Genomic DNA, 21,063 nt, shown 5'->3' with positions numbered 1-21,063 from the left:
AATAGGCACTGCTGATTGCTAAAACTGTTCTAGGCAAGGCGTAAAACGACGGTCATGTTCGTGCCTTAACTAGATTTATAACGCGGTATAGGACAGTTTTAGCATCAGCTCCAATATTAACAGAAGGAGACAGGGCTATTTTTTGCCATTTCACTGTTAAAAATAGACGCTTAGAATAACTAAACTTACTATTTTTAACGTCGAACTGTCTAAAAAATAGTCTCTGTCAGTGCCATGGTCGAATATTCAACACGCCCCAGCCTATTACTTTAGCTTAGCTCACATAGGACAAGCGCGCATGCCATCTCAAAAAGACCCTTCATCAGCGTCAGACAATAGCGCTCAAGATCTATCGACTCAAAATGCCTTGGAGTCTGCAGGCATTGATTCAGCCGCTATCAATTATCCGCACAATCCAGATTTTGAAAATGGCCGTTGGTTCCCGACATGGCGTCCTTATAAGGGCGATTTGGATCGTGATCCAGTCGGTATCAATGACTATTTACCTCCATCAAAAAGCGTATTACTAGGTATACAGCATACGTTTGCCATGTTTGGTGCAACCGTGCTTGCGCCTTTATTAATGGGGTTCGATCCTAATTTAGCTATCTTGATGTCTGGTATCTGTACGGTAATGTTCTTTATGATTACCGGTGGGCGCATGCCGAGCTACTTGGGATCAAGCTTTGCTTTTATTGGTCCAGTCATCGCGGTGACCGCTTATGCAGGCGCAGGGTTTAATGACAATCTAAATGTTGCGCTAGGCGGTATTATGGCCTGCGGTATCATTTATGCATTGATTGGTCTGCTAGTGATGAAGACGGGTACAGGTTGGATTGAGCGCTTGATGCCGCCTATTGTGACGGGTGCGATTGTCATGATTATAGGTCTTAACTTGGCGCCAGTGACCATTCAAGGGGTGTCTGCCAATCAATTTGATGCTTGGATGGCTACCTTGACCGTATTGCTCATTAGTGGTGTGGCAGTATTTACTCGCGGTATGTTGCGTCGTCTGTTGCTACTCGTCGGTCTGGTTCTATCGTACGTTGCTTACTTTGTCATGACCAATATTTTAGGCTTTGGTACAGCGATTGATTTTAGTACAGTAGCTGCCGCTTCATGGTTTGGACTCCCAAGCATTCATACGCCGCGCTTTGAGATGAGCGCTATTATCCTAATTGCACCTGTGGCCTTTATATTGGTGGCTGAAAACCTAGGGCATTTTAAGGCAGTAGAGGGTATGACCAAGGCTCGTGTGACCCCTTATATGGGCCGAGCATTTTTGGCGGACGGTTTAGCCACGACTTTTTCGGCAGGATTTGGTGGTACAGGTGTCACCACTTATGCTGAAAATATCGGTGTCATGGCGGTTACCAAAGTGTATAGCACGACGATATTTGTCGTAGCAGGTTTGGTTGCTATCATATTGGGACTGTCACCAAAGTTTGGTGCGATCATTCAGACCATCCCAGCGGCTCTATTGGGCGGTGCTTCTATTGTTGTCTTTGGTCTTATCACGGTTGCTGGGATAAAAATCTGGATCGATAGCCATATTGATTTTAGTAAAAACAGCAATCTAATCATCGCGGCAGTGACGGTCATTATGGGTACTGGTAACTTTAGCTTGCATTTAGGTGGCTTTGATTTAGGCGGTATCGGTACTGCTACTTTAGCTGCTATCGTGTTAAATGCTTTGTTTAACCAAAGTTCTGAAGCGAAATAAGTAATACTGATGAGAGTGAAGTTAGCGCCTATCAAATAAATATGGTCAAAGCATATCTCCTCTAACAAATAGCGCCCATGTTATCGATAGCATGGGCGCTTTTTTGTATGGCAGTGTTGAGCAATAGTAGTAGCGAGCTACTTATAGTCACGCTTATAAAACCTTGAAAAAAAACGATAGCGGCGAAGGGCACGTGGTTTTGGTTTTAATGAGCCTAAGTAAATAGCAAACATCGTTAATAGTGCGCCACTCCACTGCAAGGTATTAATCGGCTTGTCCAGCCAGCTATAATCAATGACAAGGGCTGCAATAGGCTCAGTCAACAATAGCAGTCCAGTCAGTGCCAGAGATAACTTAGGAATAGAATAGGCAATCAACCCCCATGCTAGACACTGCATTACCGTACCATAAATAAGCACCCAGCCAATCTCAGACCATGTATTGGGTAGGATATTACCTGTGTCAAATACAAACATCGGTACAATCATGGCTAAGACGCCGCCGATACTGATTAGCTGCATTAACATAAATATAGGCGTCGGTTCCGTATCGTGCGTTTTGCGGATAAAGGTCATCGAAGCCGCTAGCATGGCACCAGATACAATCCCAGTGACAAAGCCCCAAGTCGCAGCGGTATTGTGTGCGAATTCAGGGCTACCTATCATTGCCACGCCTATCATGGCTAAAAACAAACTAATAAGCTGTACGATAGACTGACGCTCATTGAAATACATAAACCCAATCGCGGCCAAGAAAAATATTTGCAGACTATTAAGCAGCGTCGAAATACCAGGCCCAACCGCATAAATACTCTCATGCCACAGCGCCAAATCTAATCCTAAAAACGCCCCTGATAGTAGCGCATAAAAAATGGCCCGTCTTGATTTGGGCATTCGTTGGCCCATTATCTTAGCCAATACCGCAAATACAATACCAGAAACAGCCAATCGCCAAAACGACATGGCCCAACCACCAATATCGACGTGAGCGACAATTAAGCTGCCCAATCCAAAAATGATACAACCAATGACTAAGCCAATAGGTGCAGATCGCGTTGAAGCAATAGCCATAATTTATCCTTATAACAGTATTTGAATAACAGCACTCTTATTATCATTGCATCATGTCAGAACTTATGTTGACATAGAGCCATATTGTCGTGGTTTTAAACGCAAAATGAAATGGCAAAACCACAATTTATTATGCTGAATGCAGATGCTATCGCTGTAAGGAAAATTATTGGGCACGTTAGACGCAAATAAATGACCAAAGTATCTGATATAGTTACGTTTTTCACAATAGGCTTATGATAATTGGGTAATAGTATTTATATCAAAATATTTGTATCAGGGCGACGATTCGTAGGAGTATGAAAGAGCATAATGTATGCAAGTGATATTTCTGTACGGAGAATATGTGTGTAACACTTTAAGCGACATTAACGATGCAACACATGTATAGTAGATTGACGATATAATGTACTTAACGTCTGATTGGTTATACCAAACAATCTATATTATTTGTCTAGGTTTATTTATGCTTCAACGATTGCTATCAAAAAAACAGCCACATACATTGTCTGGCTTGCTACCAAAAATATCGCAATACAGTTTTGTCGTGACGATGCTATCTAGCGCATGGTTTTTGATACCTAGCGCACATGCCGCCAGTTGTAAAATCCCAAAAAGTTATTACAAAAACGTCTCCTGCACAGCCAGTAGCAGTTACTTTTTGGCGATCAAAGACTTTGGTGCGCCGGTAGCGTTAATTGATAAAAAAGGCAAACGAGTCGTGGATTTGTCACGTTATCAAAAAGTCGATGCCGATAAACTGTCAGGTGGACTGTTGCCTGTACTGCGCAACAGTCGCGTCGGTTATCTCAATATGCAGGGCCGCGAAGTCGTGCCTGCCATGTACGATATATTGACAGAGAGTCAAGGATGGGCGCGGCCTGTATCGGATGGGCGTATCGTGGTAAAAAAAGAGGGTAACTATGGTGTGATTAACACAGCCAATAGTACCGTTGTCTCATTTTCTGCAGCGATTGATGATATTGATAATTATCGTAATGGGGTGGCGCGTGTACGCAAAGGCCGTGCAACCAGTTGGGTGGATAAAAACGGTAATGCAGCGAATGATCCAAATGCCCAGAACGACACTCAGGCAGTGAATAAACCTACTTCTTCTAACGAAAAATCTAGCACAGCATCACAGTCTGTACCGGCGCGTTTTACGACGCTTCAATCGCGTCAGCAAGATGGTAAATGGGGTTTCGTCGATGACAATAATGTCACCATGATTACGTACTCATTTGATGAAGTGCGTCCGTTTTCTGAGGAATATGCTGGCGTGCGTATCGGTGAAGAGTGGGGCTTTGTCAATTTAGGCGGTGAGCTGGTGATTCCTTTTCGCTTTGCTAATAATGGTGTGAACGCTAACGATAGCTATCAGGGCAAACCATCCTTCGTATTTATAGGTGGTAAGGCGTGGATTGGCAACCTAAAGAATGGGAATAAAATGTGTATTGATAAGGAAGGCGCTGGCGTTGCTTGTGATTGATGCAATTGCTAGGGCGTGTCCTCATTTTAAAAATGGTGATAAAAATGAGATAAATCGCAGTCAAACAATGAAAATAGCGCAGATAATATCGAGATATTAGTCAGCTATTTGACGCTGTTTGGCAAGATTTAGCCATTTTTAACCCATTTAGATAACTATCGATTGAATTGAGGACACGCCCTAGGATTAAATAAGCAATAAAAAAGAGTGTAAAACCTGTGAGTTAGCGATAGGTTTTACACTCTTTTTTTAACACTAATGCTTTTAGCTCACTTAGATGACTATCGATTGAATCGAAGACAAGGCTTAGTCTTCTACAGCTATTTGCTCGATAAATGATTACTGATTAAGTCGACCATATAAGGCTGATAATACTCTGGAATATCGTGTGCCATACCTTCGATGAGATGGAACGTAGCATTAGGGATGGTCTTGGCAACGACTCGGCCCTGTGAGGCAGGCAGGAGTCCATCAGCGCTACCATGTAATACAATCGTCGGTGCTTTGACTTGCTTACTAAACCGACTGATAGAGCCTGATGCCAAGATAGCATTGAGCTGCTGTACTGTACCAAGCGGGTGGAAGTTGCGCTGATAGCGAATCTTAGCGATTTCACGGACCATACGCACATTCACATGACCTGGTGTACCAACGGTCTTCATAAACCAAACACTATGACGCACGATATCACGCTCAGAGTGGCTCTCTGGACGATTGATAAGGGTATATAGCTGTTTGGGCTTTGGCGGCTTCAAAAACGCACGATTGGTCGTGGTAAACATAAGCGCCATTCGCTGCACTAAGCTTGGATAACGTGCCGCCACAATTTGTGCAATCATACCGCCCATCGAAGCCCCAAGCAGATGTGTCTTGCCAAGCTTGAGTGCTTTAATTAGACGTGCGGTGTCTTCAGCCATGTCTGTCAAGTTATAAGCAACCTGTGTGCTTTTATTAGACAGCCCTGTTTGTAGGCGTACCATCATTTTAAGCTGGCTAATACGCGGCAAACCTTCTATCTGCACTTTAGAAGACAAGCCGATATCACGATTATCAAAACGAATCACAAAAAAACCAGCATCGATAAAGCGCTTAATAAAATTGTCTGGCCAAAATATCATTTGTGAGCCTAGCCCCATGATCATCAGCAGTGGCGGATTATTGGGATTACCGCCAGCTTCGACACACAACTCAATACCATCACCGATGTCAATCATTGCTTGACGGAGGTGCTTACTCAAGTCAGAGTCGCGCCATTGGTGCTCCCCAAATTTGCGCCACTCAGGAGTAGGGTAGTTATTCAGATGATCTTCTAGATTGTTATCTAGCGTTTCAGGCAATTTGGCACTATTGATGTCATTTGATTTTGTCATGAAGTGTCCTAATTAGAGGGTCATCTACTACAGCTCAAGCATCTCAAAATCAAGCTTGCCGACACCGCACTCAGGGCAAGTCCAGTCATCAGGGATGTCTTCCCACTTAGTACCAGGTGCGATACCTTCTTCTGGGCAGCCAAGCGCCTCATCATATATCCAGCCGCAGACAATACATTCATAACGTTTCATAAATAGTCCTATCGATCATTACCAGTATTACAGTTACAGCGTGCTATAAACGCTCATTTTTAATATTACAGCTATTATATTAGACTGCAAAAACGCACGTAGTTTAGCATATAACCGCAATTTTCATAGTTAAGTTTACACTTGTATATTGAGATGACTTTTCTTTTATCAAGTCAATCACATACGTTACCTTATTAGCGCTTAATAACAAGACTGGACGCCAGCCCGCCATACGAAAACCAATTATGCTATAATAATCGCCGCTAAATTCACAGTAATGCTTAGCATTTATCGCTGATATATCATCCAGTTGTTGTCTTATCTAAACTAACTAAACCATCTAAATACATAAGCTAAGGGTCATCATGAGTACCAATGCCGCCGCCACATCCGCCACCAACAATGATACGTCACATATGCTCAATACTGACCATCCGTTTTGGCAGATTATTCGCACAGTACCAGACTTTCCAAAAGCTGGCATTGATTTTTATGACATTACCCCGTTACTGCGCAGTCATATTGACGCTGTCATTGACGCGCTACTTGCTGCATTGCCAGAAGGGCTTATGGACGAGGTAGATTGTCTGGGTGCAGTGGAAGCGCGCGGTTTTGTATTTGCCAGTATGCTAGCAGGTCGTCTGGGCAAAGGCATGATCTTGCTACGTAAACCAGGTAAGCTACCACCCCCTGTAGCCAACAAAGCCTATGCACTGGAGTATGGTAAAGACACGCTTGAGATGCAAAACAATCTACCGCCTGAGCGCGTACTATTGGTCGATGATATCTTGGCGACTGGTGGTACGTTGACTACCGCTTACGAGCTGTGTCAATCGGCTGACCATACTGTGGTCGGTGCGTTAGTGTTACTGGACTTGGTCGACTTGCATGGCGAGTTCCCAGTACCTGTTTATACGGTACTAAAAGCTTAAAATGAATTGCTATGTTTTTGACTACTAGACACGTTGGATAGTCGATATATAGTCGGTGAACTACTAAATCGCTACGGCGTTACCCTCCTTAGATGTATTATTTGTACAATCTGCAGTCGGCTGCCTTGTACCCATTTTAGAGTTCTTTGACTATAGTTAAACGATTCTCCAAATAAAAAAGCGCCTTGACACTATGTCAGGGCGCTTTTTTTGATACCGTATTGATGTTTTTTAGTATTGTGTTAAGTAGGCTGTATTTATTGCTCTTCGTCTTGTTCGTAGTCCTTACAAGACTGCTCTATCACCGTACGACCGACTGTCTTTGGTGTGGTGACTTTAAAGTCTTTTGTGGTCAATATTGGTTTTTCTGACTGCCATGATTTGGTTACTTTGCCTTCAGCATCGTAGTTAACAAAGGCTCGTCTATAGTAACTGGCGTCTTTACATGAAATGAGTAGTTGTTGCTCACTATGGTCAATACTGTTTTTTTCTTCCTTCGAGTCATCTTTATCGGTATCTTTGTCTTTAGGATAGGTTCTAAGGATAGATACTGTGATATTTTCGACGTCTTTTTCATCTATGATACTGATGTCAGAGCTTTCAATAGAATCCAAATCTATACTAAAAACTGATCCAGAGCCGCTCTCGGACACCTTTACCCAGTTGACTGCCTGGGCGCTGATCGCTAAAGCACTGCCTGCCAATAATATTGATAGCCGTTTCATATAAGCCTTGCTTCTTGTCATTTGAAGTAGGTAATGATAGCCAACTTACTATTAGTAGGCAAATATCTTTTGTGCCAGCCCAGTATCAGTCGTCCTCTGTCGTGTGGCTATTATTGTCCGCGAATGGCTGCTAATGTCTTAGCCAGCTCGTCACGCGCCCCGATAAAACCGTCAATACCTTTAGGTAACAAGTCCTGTGTAACCTTGTCTTGCTGATATGCAGCACTAAACTCTTCGTGCGTTAAGCTTACTTGAGTCATCGCCTTCATATCCATCGACATACTCGGAGACAGTTGACGAGTTACCTCAGTATCCATGGCTGCCAACTCATCAATGAGGTTGGGAGCTATCGTCAACAAGTCACAACCTGCCAATGCCAAAATTTGCTCGGTAGAGCGGAAACTAGCGCCCATCACTTGCGTCTCGTAACCGTGCTGTTTGTAATACTGATAAATGAGCTTGACTGACTGTACGCCCATGTCATCAGAAGCCGGTACGTTTTGACGGCTTTGTTGGCGTTTTTGCCAATCTAGAATACGGCCAACGAAAGGTGATATCAGGGTCACGCCAGCATCTGCACAAGCAATCGCTTGGTGTTGTCCAAACAGTAGGGTCAGGTTACAGTGGATATTTTGAGTCTCAAGATAGCGCGCCGCCTCGATACCTTGCCAAGTTGCCGCCATTTTGATCAATACTCGCTCTGAATCGACGCCCGCTTTTTGGTAAGCATCCATAAAGGCCAGTGCCTTATCTATCGTGGCTTGAGTATCATAAGATAAGCGAGCGTCCACTTCGGTAGAGACTCGGCCTTCAATCAGCTCTAAAATATCGCAGCCAACCTGAATGGTCAGTGCATCGATTACGGCATCCACGTCACCATTATGACGACTCATGGTCTCTGACAACATGCCTTGGTTGTCAGGATGAATCAGAGCCTTGGTAATAAGGCTTGGGTTGGTGGTTGCATCGATAGGTTTTAAACGGGCAATAGCGGCAAGGTCACCAGTATCAGCAACAATCGTGGTCATAGTGCGTAGCTGTTGTAATGCGCTCATCAGGTATCCTTTTTTTTATTAATCACATGATGCTCCTCTTATATATAACAGGGTAGGGAGCTGAACTGGAACTGTAACACAGTTTTGGGCAGGTGTTGCCTCATAGTTATGCTATGCGTCGCTGTTATCTGGCTCAGCTGTGCTAATATTAATAACAGTTGGTATATTTATACGCATTTACGCATGGGCACTGACCTTAGTTTTTGCTATAGTAGAGCCGGCTATGTATCAAGCTGCTGTATTTGGCAGTAAGGGCGTGTTGAACATTCAAATATTAGGGCTGCTGATCGCTAAAATTGCACCAAACTAGGCGCAAGCCGACGATAATGTCGAGACCTTAGCTAGGATTGCAACGACGTTTGGGGTGATTTTAGCATCAGCCTTTCAGGGCAGTACTATTTTCTGCCAATATATGGCGAAATTGTTTAACCTAGAATGACTAGGCGTCAAAAATTTCACTGCATATTGTCTAAAAAATAGTCACTGCCAGCACCACATTTGAATGTTCAACACGCCCTAATATAGCATTAACGCCAAATGGCACTAGCAATATAGGGTGTTTTTGATAGACTGTTTTGAGGTTGATTTTGAATATAGTTTCTACTATCAGGCTCTAACTAAAAAAAACAGTCAGATTTGGCAATAGTGCTACCTAAGTAATAGCAATATAATAGTAGAGTTTAAATAATAGTAATATCTAACAGCGATAAAATCTAAAAAGGATGGGCGGTAATGAGCGAGCAGTCACCAGAGCAAACAATGGATAATCTAAATCAAACCACTACAGGCGCTAGCGATACCGCAACTGAAAAAGAGTTTTTAGACAATATTCGCCAAAATATTGACGCAGTAGACTGTGAGATCCAAACGTTAATCAATAACCGTGCAAAGCTGGCTCAGCAAGTAGCCATGGTAAAGAAAAATCATACCGCTGCTGATGACAATAGCAATCCTATCTTTTACCGCCCTGAGCGTGAAGCACAAGTACTAAAAGCTGTCATGGAACGTAATGCGGGTCCAATCGCTGATGAGAAAATGGCGCGCTTGTTTCGTGAAATCATGTCAGTATGCTTGGATTTAGAAGCGCCGCAGCGTATTGCCTTCTTGGGCCCTGTCGGTACCTTTACGCATGCCGCTGCGCTCAAGCACTTTGGTAAAGCAGCGGATACCGTACCGATGACAACCATTACTGATGTGTTCCGAGAAGTCGAAGCGGGTACAGCGATGTATGGCGTGGTTCCTGTCGAGAACTCTTCAGAAGGCGTGGTCAACCATACTCTAGATGGTTTCTTATCTTCTACCTTAAAGATCATAGGCGAAGTTGAACTGCCAATTCATCAAAACTTCTTGGTTGCTGAGCATACCAAGATTGATGGCTTGAGCCGTATTTACTCGCATCAGCAGTCGCTTGCTCAGTGCCGTCATTGGCTAGATGTAAACTTCCCTAATGTTGAACGTGTGGCAGTATCAAGCAATGGTGAAGCCGCTCGCCGCCTCAAAAACGAATGGCATTCAGCTGCGATTGCAGGTGACGTTGCTGTTGCAGAGTATGGCTTGCATAAACTTTACTCAAATATCGAAGACAATCCAAGTAACACCACACGCTTCCTTATTATCGGTCATGAAGCGATTGCACCATCTGGTCAAGACAAAACCTCTATCGTCGTCTCCGCTCACGATAAAGCAGGCGCACTGATCGAAATCTTGAAACCTTTGTCATATCATGGCGTATCGATGACCAGTATTGAGACGCGTCCTGAGCGTCCTAACAAATGGGCATACGTATTCTTTATCGATATGAATGGTCATGTTAATGATCCAAACGTTAGCGCTGCCATCAATGATATTCGTCCATTGGTCAAAGATTTGCGCATATTAGGCTCATATCCAAAAGCTGTCCTATAGGCGACTACCTATAGATAACTATAGGCTTACTCACTGGTATTCATACATAATAGATGGGTCTTAGCTTTTGCAGATAGTATTCAAAAAAAGCATTTACAGACACCATCTAAGGATAAACCATGCAGACTACTCAATTGACCGCGTCAGATCTATCGCCGTTAACGCCAGCTTACGACAGTATTTTGGCATTGGCACCTTATCAAACTGGTAAGCCAATTGAGGAGCTGACACGTGAGTATGGTGTCTCAGATGTGGTCAAGCTGGCTAGCAATGAGAATCCAATGGGATGCTCCCCACGAGTGACGCTAGCAGTGACTGAGCAGCTAGGGCAGTTGTCGCGCTATCCTGATGGCAATGGTTACTATCTAAAGCAAGCGCTGGCTGATTTTAACGATGTCAATGCCAATCAAATTACCTTAGGTAATGGCTCTGATGATTTGCTCGATATTTTGGCACGCAGCTTTGTGGGTGCTGATGATGCCATCGTCTATAGCCAGTATGCTTTTGTGGTATATCCTATGCTAGCGAAGATGCAAGGTGCCACGGGAGTGGAAGTGCCTGCTCAGCGCTTCGGCCATAATCTAAAAGCCATGAGCCAAGCGGTACAAGATAATCCGAATACCAAAATTGTCTTTATTGCCAATCCGAACAATCCAACGGGTACGCAGCTAGAGCAAAAAGAGCTACACCAGTTCGTTGCCAGTGTACCAAGCTCCGTCTTGGTGGTACTAGATGAAGCTTATATCGAGTATAGTCCTGAGAGCAACAACCGCGCACTATTAAATGAGTTCGATAATGTCATTATTGTGCGTACTTTTTCTAAAGCTTATGGGCTAGCAGGTTTACGCGTCGGTTATGCTCTAAGCTCGGTGGCAGTGGCGAATTTACTAAACCGAATTCGTCAGCCATTTAACGTCAGCCGTGTTGGTTTAGCTGCCGCTGCTGCTGCACTTGCCGATCAAGACTTTATCGAAAAAACTCGTCTGATAAACGATGAGCAAATGCGTTGGTTAGAAAAGCAGTTTGACGCGCTAGGATTGGGTTTTGTGAAGTCGCATGCCAATTTTATTATGGTCGAAGTGCAGGTTGAGATGGAAGATATAACCGCTGCTTCTATCCATCAGGCACTACTTGAACAAGGCGTTATTGTCCGTCCGTTGGATGCTTATGGATTGCCTAACTGGCTGCGTATCACAGTAGGTGTGGCTGAAGACAATTTGCGTTTGATTGATACTTTGCGTTCTATTTTGACTGAAGACTAAGCGCATCCATAAGTGCTTTGTAATTTAAAAACTGTTCTTAATTAGCCATTAAAATTTATAACACTAAGACTGACCCTATTTATGTCTTAGTGTGTCCAACGAGAAAAGCCGTGAGTAGTCAGAAAAATAATAAACTTCAATCGTCTCTAAATACTACGCCACCTATATTTAAACAAGTTTGTGTGATTGGACTTGGGCTGATTGGTGCCAGTTTTGCGCAAGCTATTAAAGATAATGGCTTAAGCGCGCGTCTGGTAGCAGTCGATAGACATGCGCCAAGTATCACAGAAGCCATCGAGCATGGTCTACTTGATGCTGGTAGTGCAAACTTACAGGACGTCATTGCTGGCAGTGATTTAATCATTATTGCAGTGCCAGTACAGGCTGTTCAAGCAGTGTTCATTGATATCAAACAAGCGATGGATAACGGACAGCTTGCCAATGATTGCATCATGACAGATGTCTGTAGTACCAAAGTCAATATCATTGATGCCGCTAAAGCAGTGTTCGGTTCGCTCCCAATAGGTCTAGTGCCAGCGCATCCAATTGCTGGGGCTGAAAATTCAGGGTATCATGCGCGCCGCGCCAGTTTATTTGTTAATCATAGCGTCATTATTTGCGAGCTACCGACAACCAGTGCAACTGCTATTGCAAAGTTGCGACTATTATGGGAATCAGTGGGCGCAAATGTTATGTCAATGGATGCTGAGCATCATGACCGCATATTAGCGCACACCAGCCATTTGCCACATTTACTTGCCTTTAATTTGGTTGAGCAATTGACAAGCCATGATGATAATTTAGATATGTTTCGTTATGCCGCTGGTGGGTTCCGCGATTTTACGCGTATCGCCGCCAGTGACCCTAAAATGTGGCATGATATATTTTTTGCCAACCAAAGCGCGATTGTCAGCGCCCTTGATGAGTATGGTGTCTATTTACAGACGATGCGCCAGCTTATCATTGATCAAGATTCAACTGCCCTGATGGGACTTTTGGGCCGCGCGCAAGCCGCACGGCGACATTTCGGCCATATGTTAGCCAGCACCCCTTATACGGATACTTCTGCTATGTCAGCTTCTTATAATATTACCCCTAGCAATACTGTTTCTGGCACCATCGCGATTCCTGGTGACAAATCTATCTCGCATCGCAGCATTATGCTCGGCAGTCTTGCCACAGGCGTGACAAATGTGACTGGATTTTTAGAAGGGGAAGATGCGCTAGCAACGCTGCAAGCATTCCGTGATATGGGTGTGACTATCGAAGGCCCTGATAATGGCAACTTGACCATTCATGGTGTCGGTATGAATGGTTTAAAACCTAGCAAAACCCCACTGTATATGGGTAACTCTGGTACAAGTATGCGTCTGCTATCTGGTATCTTGGCAGCACAATCATTTGATAGTGTATTGACAGGTGATACTAGCTTGAATAAACGCCCAATGGAGCGCGTGGCGGCACCGCTACGCACGATGGGAGCTTTGATTCAGAGCACTGGTCATAGTGGTACTGCGCCGCTGAGTATCACTGGTCGTGACACGGTTGGCAAGCCATTACAAGGCACTGAGTATGATATGCCAGTTGCTTCAGCTCAGGTAAAGTCTTGCTTGCTACTAGCAGGTCTATGGGCCGAGGGTACGACAACGGTCACACAGCCTGAGATCAGCCGTGACCATACTGAGCGTATGCTATCAGCCTTTGGTTATCCGGTAACCGTAGAAGGCAATCGTATCAGTGTCACTGGCGGCGGCACACTAACAGGCGGCGATATCGCTGTTCCTGCCGATATCTCATCTGCAGCGTTTTTTATGGTAGCAGCCGCCATCAGTCAAAACAGTGAGCTGACCTTGACCCAAGTAGGTATCAACCCTACGCGTACTGGCGTCATTGATATTCTTAAATTAATGAATGCAGATATTAGCCTAAGCAATGAAACACATGTGGGCGGCGAGCCAGTTGCTGATATTACGATTCGCAGCTCAAACCTAGTCGGTATTGAGATACCAGAGCATCTTGTACCACTGGCGATTGATGAATTCCCTGTGCTATTTATTGCAGCCAGCTGTGCACAAGGTCAGACGGTATTGACTGGTGCCAAAGAGCTGCGTGTCAAAGAATCAGATCGTATCGCTGTGATGGCAGAAGGGTTACATACACTTGGTATTGATTGTACTGTCACTGATGATGGTCTGATTATCGAAGGCAAAGGCGCTGCTACTGAAAACGGTGAAGTAAACAATAGCCAATCTGTCTTTGGTGGCGGTCATATTGTCTCGCATCATGATCACCGTATTGCGATGAGCTGCTCTGTAGCCAGTCTGCGTGCATCCCAGCAAATAACCATTGAAGGAGTTGAGACTGTTAATACTAGCTTCCCAGGATTTGCTGAACTTGCCAACCAAATCGGTATGTCTATCCAAGTGGATACTGGTGCTGAGTAAGTCGCTAAGCTACCGTTAACTCTTAAAGATTTAATCTAACATCGTTAGCAATGTACTCATGTCACTATTGGCATGAGTACATTGCTTTTTACCTTATAATCTCACTGTAGTAACCCTGCACTCTCACGATTCGATTGACAATAATAATTAGAATTAGGTGAGAGTGCGCTTTGCTCTAAAAAGTTGTCCTATATTATGACTACCCAAAATGTCATCAAAAAACCCGTTGCCCCAATCACCACAACCAGACGCGGCATTATTACTGCGCTTATCGCGTTCTTTATTTGGGGTGGATTTCCGTTATACTTCAAGCAGCTATCTGATTATGATGCAACGGAGATCATTGGTCACCGTATCACTTGGACGTTTTGTTGTCTATTGATTGTGTTAGTGGCTACCAAACGCTGGGGATGGATAGAAACGCTCAAGCAAAACCCAAGATGGATCGCGCTATCACTGGTCTCTGGGTTAATTATCGCAACCAACTGGCTGACCTATGTATGGGCGGTTAATCAAGACCGTATCCTTGAGGCCAGTTTGGGTTACTTTATCGGGCCATTGGTAGGTGTTGCGCTATCGATGATTTTATTCAAAGAGCGCCTGCGCACGCTACAATGGGTAGCCATTGGCTTTGCATTATTGTCTGTGGTCATTCAAGTGGTGATGCTTGGTAGTCTGCCGTGGATATCGTTGATTTTAGCATTTAGCTTTAGTACTTACGGGACGATTCAACGACAAACGCCATTGACTGCTGTTGATGCCATGTTTGTCGAGACCGCAATGTTGGTACCTTTATGTCTTTGGTGGTTTTGGCAGTCTGATGTGGCAAGTCATCAACTGAGCTTTTGGTTTAGCTCAAACATTTGGCTACTGATGATCGCAGGTCCGATTACGCTAATACCACTTTTATTATTCAATAAATCTACCAAGCTCGTTGCATACAGTATTCTGAGCTTCATGAATTATCTGACGCCGACCTTCATTTTCTTTTTGGCGGTGTTCTATTATAAAGAACCGTTCGATTCACAACGTTTGGCAGTATTTGGTCTGATTTGGTTAGGTCTGCTATTATTTAGCATCGATCTGTGGCGCCATCGTCCAAGTAAAGTGTTAAAAGCGGCGCGCCTACGTGAAGAAGCGCTAAAATCGGCTAAGTAAATATTAAAAACACGAAAAAAATTAGCAAACAAGGATGAAAGGATGTTTCATACTCAGTCTGATGTTGTATTTATAAAAGGTCTAAAAGTTGAAGCGGTAATTGGCGTTTTTGACTGGGAGCGTGCTATCACTCAGCCATTACTCATTGATATCGCGCTTGAGACTGACGTTAGCCGTGCTGCTGTGTCAGATGATGTCAGCGATGCGCTGAGCTATAAAGAAGTCTGCGATGATGTGAGCGAGTGGTGCAAAGAGATTCAAGCAAAGCTGCTTGAGCATTTGGCTGGTCAGATCTCTGATAAGGTATTCGCAAAATATGACTGTCAAAAAATAACGTTGAGCATTGCTAAGCCTACCGCTATTGCCCAAGCTGATGCGGTAGGGGTGCAAATAACGCGCTATGCGCCAGCATCAACTAACGAGCTAACTACTAAAGAAACTGCCAAAGAAGTTAACGTCAGCCAAGCTGATGATGCATAAAACGTCAGTGGATTTGAATTTGGAAATGCTAACACAATGCGCACCTGAGACTGTGCAAGCACAGCCTGTAGTAGAGGTAGTGTTAGCGCTAGGTAGTAATTATCAAGCCGACAAGTATCTCCCGCTTGCTCGGCAGCGCTTGGCAGCGCTAGGTGCAGTGCAATTGTCTACGGCCTTCCAAAATCCTGATTTTACCGCGACTTTAGACCAGCCAAAACCTGACTATACCAATCAATGTGTCCATCTAGTACTGACCACACCGATGCGCCTACAACAACTACAGAAAACCTTCAAAACTCTTGAAGGCGATTGTAATAGATGCCGACAAACTGAGCCTAACCAAATAAGGCGTGTGACGATAGACATTGATATCTTGCTCATCAAATTATCAAAAGAAAATAATAGCCTAAGCAAAAAACCGACATTTAAATCAGTGTTTGATTGGATTGTCATGGCCGATCGTTATCCATTTAAAGCGCATGAGGAAGCAGGGGTTGAAGAATTGATTTTAACCAAGCTCTAATTTTTCTAATGAGTAGCCATATCTTAACTGCTATTATATCTTTTCACCTAAAACTATCGCTATTCAGCATTCACTCTGCCTCAGCGCATCAGTTTCCTAGACAAAAATCTAATAAAAACTATGCGATTATATAGTCAGTCCAAAATAGAAAAGGTACAATGCTTTTAAACCAAGCAAAGAGAAATATAAAAGATGACCTACTCAGCAGATTTTCGAGCACAAGTTATCAAAAACATTGAGCAAAAAGACATGAGCATCCGTCAGGCCTGTATTTTTTATAATATCAGCAAGAGTACACTACAGCGCTGGCTTATAGACCCAAGCATCCAAACGACCAGAGTCAAAACGCCAAGCAGTATACCCAATGAAGCTCTTCTACAAGACGTTAATCAATACCCAGATGACTATCTATATGAGCGAGCTCGTCGTTTAAACTGTAGTAAATCAGGTATTGGCTATGCCTTAAAAAGATTAAATATCAGCCAAAAAAAAGACCTTAGCACATCCAAAAGCGTGTTCAATAAAAAGAGCGGTATATAAGAATAAGCTTGATCATTTTAAGCAGCAAGGCTATCCCGTTGTCTATATGGATGAGAGTGGCTTTGAGGCTGAAACTATTCGTCCTTATGGCTATGCACCGATAGGTAAACCTTGTATTGATAGCTACAATTGGCAAGCTAAAAAACGTACCAATGTCATCGGTGCTCTGTATGAAAAGATGCTTTTTGCGCTTGATTACTTTGAGAAAAACATCAATGGCGATATATTCTATGACTGGTGCAAATACACGCTCATTCCAAGCCTTAAAACTAAATGCGTAATCGTCATGGATAATGCCAGCTTTCATAAACGAGTGAAAAGTCTTCTGAATAGGCATGGTCACAGGCTTTTATTTCTACCATCCTATAGTCCTGACTTAAATCCTATTGAAAAGAAATGGGCACAAGCTAAGTTTCTACGACAAGGTTGGATGGAGAATAATCTACCTAAACTATTTCATAATATGGGTTGTACTTCTTTTATTTTGGATTGACTATAACTGCAGAGGCACTGTTATGATTGAAAACGTACTTGCTAAAGAAGATATTGAACCTTTAAAGTTAACTGTATATATGGCGAATGGAAGATATCTTTTGATGCTGTTGGATTATGATGATGAAGGCTATTTAGATGTTAGAACAGCGTATAACCCTGATGCTTCAAGAGATGATTGGGAGTATGTTAATGGAGAACTTCATAGCTCTACAACGGTTATTAGTGATTTAGAAGTAGTTAAACAATGCTTTTTAGAATTTAATGCTACGGGTAACGTGTCTAAAAGTATTTTAGATTGATTTAACATTTTTAAAAAAATAGCGCGGAAGATAGCTGATATTAAGCTCAAAAAGCTAACGCTTTGTACACTACGAAGTACACTGTGATTAATTCAGCTAGTTAAAACGCTGATACCATTATCTTACAGTCTAAGATTCAAGTCCTCACTAGGGAACCATTATAAATATAATGACATAAAAAAACTGAGCACATGGCTCAGTTTTTATTTTATGCTAAGTATCAGATACTTATTTTAATGGCACACCAATACGGTCAGCCACTTCTTCATAAGCTTCAATCACATCACCTAGAGACTGACGGAAACGGTCTTTATCAAGTTTCTTCTTAGTGTTCTTATCCCAAATACGGCAGCCGTCTGGTGAGAACTCATCACCTAACACGATACGGTCATGGAATACGCCAAATTCTAGTTTAAAATCAACTAGGATTAAATCACCCGCATCAAACAATGCCTTTAGTACATCGTTGACTTGATAGGTCAGCTCTTCCATCTTAGCCAGTTGCTCTTTGGTCGCCCAGCCAAGAGATACAGAAAGTGATTCGTTAACCATCGGATCACCTAGCGCATCATCTTTATAAAACAGCTCATACGTTGGAGGCGTCAATGCCTGACCTTCTTCTAAACCTAAACGACGTACCAAACTACCAGCTGCAAAGTTACGAACCACGCACTCTACAGGAATCATGTCCAAGCGTTTAACCAACACTTCGTCATCAGACAATTGCTTCTCGAAATGTGTTTCGATACCAGCATCAGACAATTTTTGCATGATAAAAGCATTAAAGCGGTTATTAACCACACCTTTACGTGCTAATTGTTCGATACGCTTACCATCAAGCGCTGAGGTATCATCACGGAAGTGCAAAATCAGAAGATCATTGTCTTCTGTTTCATAGACAGATTTGGCTTTACCTTTATACAGCAGTTGTTGCTTTTGCATTATGGGGGTTCCTGTTCGTTCAAGCTTATGTGGTAAAAACGCGCAGCTACCGCTGACTGATGTAAGATAAATGGTTTGCAGCTATGATAAAGACGCAACAGTCAGCGATATAGATAAGGGAATAAGTTTAGTTCGAAGTGTTACTAACAGCACGCTGAGGTTTTGGCAGCTGATACTGATTGCCTGACTCATTTTGTAGTTTGAGCGTGTTTGCCCCAGCATTAGGTGTTGAATACAAAGGTACAAAGGGTGCCGTTTCTTGGGCGGCAGGTAGCTCTATCGGTGCAAGCTTTTTGCTTTGCTGATAATCTAAGCTGCCGTTATCACGTTTACCAAGCAAGTTTTTGGTTGCTTGACAGCCGCTTAATACCAAAGTGCTACCCAAAACCAAGGTCAGCATTGCTGGAAATAATTTTGTCGTCGATGATGCTGTCTTTGATGTTACTGTCATCATGTTGTCTCTCTGAGTTAGCAGTTATTGCTCATATAGGCGATTGACTTATCGTGATAAGTTGACTTGCTGCTAGCTCGAATGGTACTCATCTAATGTGCAGCAAGTCTTAAATCGCCGAATATCAATTGGCTAAATATCAATTTATCGTATGTTTGCTCGGACTAATGCTTCATCAATAGTCGCATGATGCTGCTCGGCGAGCCAAACCAATGGCAGACGGATACCTTTATCGATAATGCCCATTTTATGCAAGGCGTACTTCGCTGGGATAGGGCTTGATTCGATGAATAGGTCACGGTGCAAATGTTTGACCACGTCATGGATTTTACCAGCCGCTTCAAAGTCACCACGTAAACCCGCAGAAAAAGTCTCACTCATGGCTTTTGGTGCTACGTTAGCAGTGACTGAGATATTACCTTTGCCACCTACTTTCATTAGATCAAGCGCAGTGCCATCATCACCAGATAACACAACCATTCTGTCACCAACAGCTTTGATCAATTGCTCACCGCGACCGACAGATCCTGTCGCATCTTTGATAGCAACGATATTATCGATATCACACAAACGCTCAACCGTTTCTTGAGCGATATCAACCACTGTACGTCCAGGCACATTATACAACATTTGCGGTATATTTACGGCTTTGGCAATGGCTTGATAATGCTGAAATAAGCCTTCTTGTGGCGGCTTATTATAGTAAGGAGCGACTAGCAACGCACAGTCTGCGCCTGCATCGGCAGCATCCTGAGTCAGCTTGATGGCTTCCATCGTATTGTTGGCACCAGTACCCGCGATGACCGGTACACGACCTTTAACATGCTGGACAAAATAGCGAATGACATCGCTATGCTCTTGCATAGATAGGGTCGCTGATTCGCCAGTAGTACCAACAGCTACAAGACAATGTGTGCCCTTCTCGATCTGCCAATCTATGAGATCTGCGAGACGTTTATAATCGACCTTACCGTCAGGGTGCATGGGCGTTACCAAAGCTACCATTGAGCCTTGTAGTCGGGTTTTGATCTCGTCGTATGCTGTGCTCATAACCGTGCCTTACTGTATTATCCTAGCTTTTATTAAAGCTGTCACATGATAGGTCGTTTGCAAGTGTCCATTGCTTTATATGCGTTGATAAACGCTGATGGCGTAACTTACTTGATGTTAATGCTGCGTCTCTACTTACTATAATAGCGTTTGTATCATAGATTATTATATCTACGATATCAGTATCGTGATGGCAATTCACCAAGAATAATAGGCGTACCTACTAACCGACAGAAATATAATAATAAGAGTGCTCGTTAGTGTAGCATATTTTGATTTGACCGCTATCAATCAATTGGCAGTCAGCCCATAAATTTAGTACCAAAAAACGTATATTATTTTTCGCTTAAATTTATAGAACTTGAACTGAAACCTTGTAAATGAATAGTTACATCATTAAAGGAGCAGTTTAGCGTAATCAACGTGCGTTGATAAGTCTCTTAGGTAATATTAACGAATCGTCAACACATCGATAGTAGGTCGATAGAATCGAAAAGGCAACCCTCTCGTACCGATGCCGCTACTAACAAATATCTGTGCACTCGCATGTTGATATAAGCCGCGCTGCTTACCCATGCGACTGTTATATAGCAATGCTGACTGCTCACTACTGCGTCGAATATCGTTCTGTTTTTGAGCAAGCAGGATATTTTTTTGAATAGCTTTCGCAGCACCGGTTATCAATAAAGGGCGTGGTTGTAAAGATTTTGGCAGATCACTGATACTATCAAATCGTGATGCCAAGATAATCACTGGACTGGTGGCATTGGCAATCTCTGATCCAAGCATTACTTTATCAGTCGCCTCTGACGTTTCGATATCTGTAGATTGCTTAGGTACATCTTGCCAGCCACAAAGCACCGCTACTAATGGATTTATATTTAAATTTTCTTGCTCGATACTGTCTTGATTATTAGTTTGATTATTAGTTTGATTATTAGTTTGATTATTAGTTTGA

The 21,063-nt window shown here is 43.1% G+C and carries 20 protein-coding genes and 1 pseudogene; 12 read left to right on the top strand and 9 right to left on the bottom strand.

Translation table 11 applies throughout. The annotated features are described in order from the left end of the window. Positions 1-298 precede the first annotated feature (298 nt). Positions 299-1,723: a solute carrier family 23 protein gene (locus CXF62_RS00260; protein WP_102092484.1), complete on the top strand. Its 1,425-nt coding sequence runs from the start codon at positions 299-301 to the stop codon at positions 1,721-1,723. A gap of 137 nt (positions 1,724-1,860) precedes the next feature. Here the strand turns inward: CXF62_RS00260 and CXF62_RS00255 are convergent, their stop codons facing one another. Further along, complete coding sequence (locus CXF62_RS00255; protein ID WP_102092483.1) at positions 1,861-2,793, bottom strand: DMT family transporter; 933 nt, start codon at positions 2,791-2,793, stop codon at positions 1,861-1,863. A 466-nt stretch (positions 2,794-3,259) separates the two neighbouring features. Between CXF62_RS00255 and CXF62_RS00250 the strand changes: the two genes are divergently transcribed. After that, on the top strand, positions 3,260-4,282 hold the full coding sequence (locus tag CXF62_RS00250; RefSeq protein ID WP_102092482.1) for a WG repeat-containing protein: 1,023 nt from the start codon (positions 3,260-3,262) through the stop codon (positions 4,280-4,282). A gap of 320 nt (positions 4,283-4,602) precedes the next feature. On the opposite strand, the gene CXF62_RS00245 is transcribed toward CXF62_RS00250, so the two are convergent. Both CXF62_RS00245 and CXF62_RS00240 read right to left on the bottom strand, forming a co-directional pair. Continuing rightward, positions 4,603-5,652, bottom strand: coding sequence for an alpha/beta fold hydrolase (locus CXF62_RS00245; protein ID WP_102092481.1), 1,050 nt, complete (start codon positions 5,650-5,652; stop codon positions 4,603-4,605). 27 nt (positions 5,653-5,679) lie between these two features. After that, positions 5,680-5,844, bottom strand: coding sequence for a rubredoxin (locus CXF62_RS00240; protein ID WP_057759803.1), 165 nt, complete (start codon positions 5,842-5,844; stop codon positions 5,680-5,682). A 365-nt stretch (positions 5,845-6,209) separates the two neighbouring features. Between CXF62_RS00240 and CXF62_RS00235 the strand changes: the two genes are divergently transcribed. Next, complete coding sequence (locus tag CXF62_RS00235) at positions 6,210-6,776, top strand: adenine phosphoribosyltransferase (protein ID WP_102092480.1); 567 nt, start codon at positions 6,210-6,212, stop codon at positions 6,774-6,776. Positions 6,777-7,033: 257 nt separating this feature from the next. Here the strand turns inward: CXF62_RS00235 and CXF62_RS00230 are convergent, their stop codons facing one another. Continuing rightward, a complete protein-coding gene (locus CXF62_RS00230) occupies positions 7,034-7,501 on the bottom strand; it encodes a hypothetical protein (protein WP_102092479.1) in 468 nt (155 codons plus the stop codon). 110 nt (positions 7,502-7,611) lie between these two features. Continuing rightward, the gene (locus CXF62_RS00225; RefSeq protein ID WP_102092478.1) at positions 7,612-8,556 is read right to left on the bottom strand and encodes a transaldolase; all 945 of its coding nucleotides are present in this window, start codon (positions 8,554-8,556) and stop codon (positions 7,612-7,614) included. A 732-nt stretch (positions 8,557-9,288) separates the two neighbouring features. Between CXF62_RS00225 and pheA the strand changes: the two genes are divergently transcribed. From pheA to CXF62_RS00180, 9 genes are all read left to right on the top strand, one after another. Further along, complete coding sequence (gene pheA / locus CXF62_RS00220; RefSeq protein ID WP_102092477.1) at positions 9,289-10,461, top strand: prephenate dehydratase; 1,173 nt, start codon at positions 9,289-9,291, stop codon at positions 10,459-10,461. 119 nt (positions 10,462-10,580) lie between these two features. Beyond that, entirely contained in the window at positions 10,581-11,723 is a 1,143-nt protein-coding gene (gene hisC / locus CXF62_RS00215; protein WP_102092476.1) for a histidinol-phosphate transaminase, read from the top strand. A gap of 110 nt (positions 11,724-11,833) precedes the next feature. Next, the gene (locus CXF62_RS00210) at positions 11,834-14,167 is read left to right on the top strand and encodes a bifunctional prephenate dehydrogenase/3-phosphoshikimate 1-carboxyvinyltransferase (RefSeq protein WP_102092475.1); all 2,334 of its coding nucleotides are present in this window, start codon (positions 11,834-11,836) and stop codon (positions 14,165-14,167) included. A gap of 195 nt (positions 14,168-14,362) precedes the next feature. Further along, positions 14,363-15,325, top strand: coding sequence for an EamA family transporter RarD (gene rarD, locus CXF62_RS00205; RefSeq protein WP_102092474.1), 963 nt, complete (start codon positions 14,363-14,365; stop codon positions 15,323-15,325). Positions 15,326-15,367: 42 nt separating this feature from the next. Next, positions 15,368-15,805, top strand: a complete 438-nt coding sequence (gene folB, locus CXF62_RS00200) for a dihydroneopterin aldolase (protein ID WP_102092473.1) — start codon at positions 15,368-15,370, stop codon at positions 15,803-15,805. 25 nt (positions 15,806-15,830) lie between these two features. After that, the gene (locus CXF62_RS00195; RefSeq protein ID WP_228153109.1) at positions 15,831-16,328 is read left to right on the top strand and encodes a 2-amino-4-hydroxy-6-hydroxymethyldihydropteridine diphosphokinase; all 498 of its coding nucleotides are present in this window, start codon (positions 15,831-15,833) and stop codon (positions 16,326-16,328) included. Positions 16,329-16,520: 192 nt separating this feature from the next. After that, positions 16,521-16,868 (top strand): IS630 transposase-related protein, encoded by a 348-nt coding sequence (locus CXF62_RS00190; RefSeq protein ID WP_101204407.1) that lies wholly within the window; start codon positions 16,521-16,523, stop codon positions 16,866-16,868. After that, positions 16,804-17,361 (top strand): IS630 family transposase, encoded by a 558-nt coding sequence (locus CXF62_RS00185; protein ID WP_145990076.1) that lies wholly within the window; start codon positions 16,804-16,806, stop codon positions 17,359-17,361. Before CXF62_RS00190 ends, CXF62_RS00185 begins: the two co-directional genes overlap by 65 nt. Before the next feature lie 22 nt (positions 17,362-17,383). Beyond that, complete coding sequence (locus CXF62_RS00180) at positions 17,384-17,662, top strand: DUF6911 family protein (protein WP_102092472.1); 279 nt, start codon at positions 17,384-17,386, stop codon at positions 17,660-17,662. Between the two features lie 228 nt (positions 17,663-17,890). On the opposite strand, the gene purC is transcribed toward CXF62_RS00180, so the two are convergent. From purC to CXF62_RS14615, 4 genes and pseudogenes are all read right to left on the bottom strand, one after another. Further along, positions 17,891-18,604 carry a phosphoribosylaminoimidazolesuccinocarboxamide synthase gene (gene purC, locus CXF62_RS00175; RefSeq protein WP_057757995.1) on the bottom strand — a complete coding sequence of 238 codons (714 nt, stop codon included), beginning with the start codon at positions 18,602-18,604 and terminating at the stop codon, positions 17,891-17,893. 127 nt (positions 18,605-18,731) lie between these two features. Further along, complete coding sequence (locus tag CXF62_RS00170; RefSeq protein WP_371548286.1) at positions 18,732-19,058, bottom strand: hypothetical protein; 327 nt, start codon at positions 19,056-19,058, stop codon at positions 18,732-18,734. Positions 19,059-19,199: 141 nt separating this feature from the next. After that, the gene (gene dapA / locus CXF62_RS00165) at positions 19,200-20,105 is read right to left on the bottom strand and encodes a 4-hydroxy-tetrahydrodipicolinate synthase (protein ID WP_102092471.1); all 906 of its coding nucleotides are present in this window, start codon (positions 20,103-20,105) and stop codon (positions 19,200-19,202) included. A 450-nt stretch (positions 20,106-20,555) separates the two neighbouring features. Beyond that, a pseudogene (locus CXF62_RS14615) lies at positions 20,556-21,063 on the bottom strand (hypothetical protein); the annotation flags it as partial.

Origin of the sequence: Psychrobacter sp. MES7-P7E (assembly GCF_002863645.1) — a bacterium.
GTDB lineage: Bacteria > Pseudomonadota > Gammaproteobacteria > Pseudomonadales > Moraxellaceae > Psychrobacter.
The sequence above is the reverse complement of the archived record's forward strand: the minus strand, read 5'-3'. Positions and strand labels throughout refer to the sequence as shown.

Bases quoted from the DNA above. Each gene is read 5' to 3' on its own strand.
- rarD (WP_102092474.1), top strand. From the start codon at position 14,363: ATGACTACCCAAAATGTCATCAAAAAACCCGTTGCCCCAATCACCACA.
- folB (WP_102092473.1), top strand. From the start codon at position 15,368: ATGTTTCATACTCAGTCTGATGTTGTATTTATAAAAGGTCTAAAAGTT.
- hisC (WP_102092476.1), top strand. From the start codon at position 10,581: ATGCAGACTACTCAATTGACCGCGTCAGATCTATCGCCGTTAACGCCA.
- CXF62_RS00225 (WP_102092478.1), bottom strand. From the start codon at position 8,556: ATGAGCGCATTACAACAGCTACGCACTATGACCACGATTGTTGCTGAT.
- CXF62_RS00255 (WP_102092483.1), bottom strand. From the start codon at position 2,793: ATGGCTATTGCTTCAACGCGATCTGCACCTATTGGCTTAGTCATTGGT.
- CXF62_RS00230 (WP_102092479.1), bottom strand. From the start codon at position 7,501: ATGAAACGGCTATCAATATTATTGGCAGGCAGTGCTTTAGCGATCAGC.
- CXF62_RS00235 (WP_102092480.1), top strand. From the start codon at position 6,210: ATGAGTACCAATGCCGCCGCCACATCCGCCACCAACAATGATACGTCA.
- CXF62_RS00180 (WP_102092472.1), top strand. From the start codon at position 17,384: ATGATTGAAAACGTACTTGCTAAAGAAGATATTGAACCTTTAAAGTTA.
- CXF62_RS00190 (WP_101204407.1), top strand. From the start codon at position 16,521: ATGACCTACTCAGCAGATTTTCGAGCACAAGTTATCAAAAACATTGAG.
- CXF62_RS00170 (WP_371548286.1), bottom strand. From the start codon at position 19,058: ATGATGACAGTAACATCAAAGACAGCATCATCGACGACAAAATTATTT.
- dapA (WP_102092471.1), bottom strand. From the start codon at position 20,105: ATGAGCACAGCATACGACGAGATCAAAACCCGACTACAAGGCTCAATG.
- CXF62_RS00240 (WP_057759803.1), bottom strand. From the start codon at position 5,844: ATGAAACGTTATGAATGTATTGTCTGCGGCTGGATATATGATGAGGCG.
- CXF62_RS00195 (WP_228153109.1), top strand. From the start codon at position 15,831: ATGCTAACACAATGCGCACCTGAGACTGTGCAAGCACAGCCTGTAGTA.
- CXF62_RS00260 (WP_102092484.1), top strand. From the start codon at position 299: ATGCCATCTCAAAAAGACCCTTCATCAGCGTCAGACAATAGCGCTCAA.
- purC (WP_057757995.1), bottom strand. From the start codon at position 18,604: ATGCAAAAGCAACAACTGCTGTATAAAGGTAAAGCCAAATCTGTCTAT.
- CXF62_RS00250 (WP_102092482.1), top strand. From the start codon at position 3,260: ATGCTTCAACGATTGCTATCAAAAAAACAGCCACATACATTGTCTGGC.
- pheA (WP_102092477.1), top strand. From the start codon at position 9,289: ATGAGCGAGCAGTCACCAGAGCAAACAATGGATAATCTAAATCAAACC.
- CXF62_RS00245 (WP_102092481.1), bottom strand. From the start codon at position 5,652: ATGACAAAATCAAATGACATCAATAGTGCCAAATTGCCTGAAACGCTA.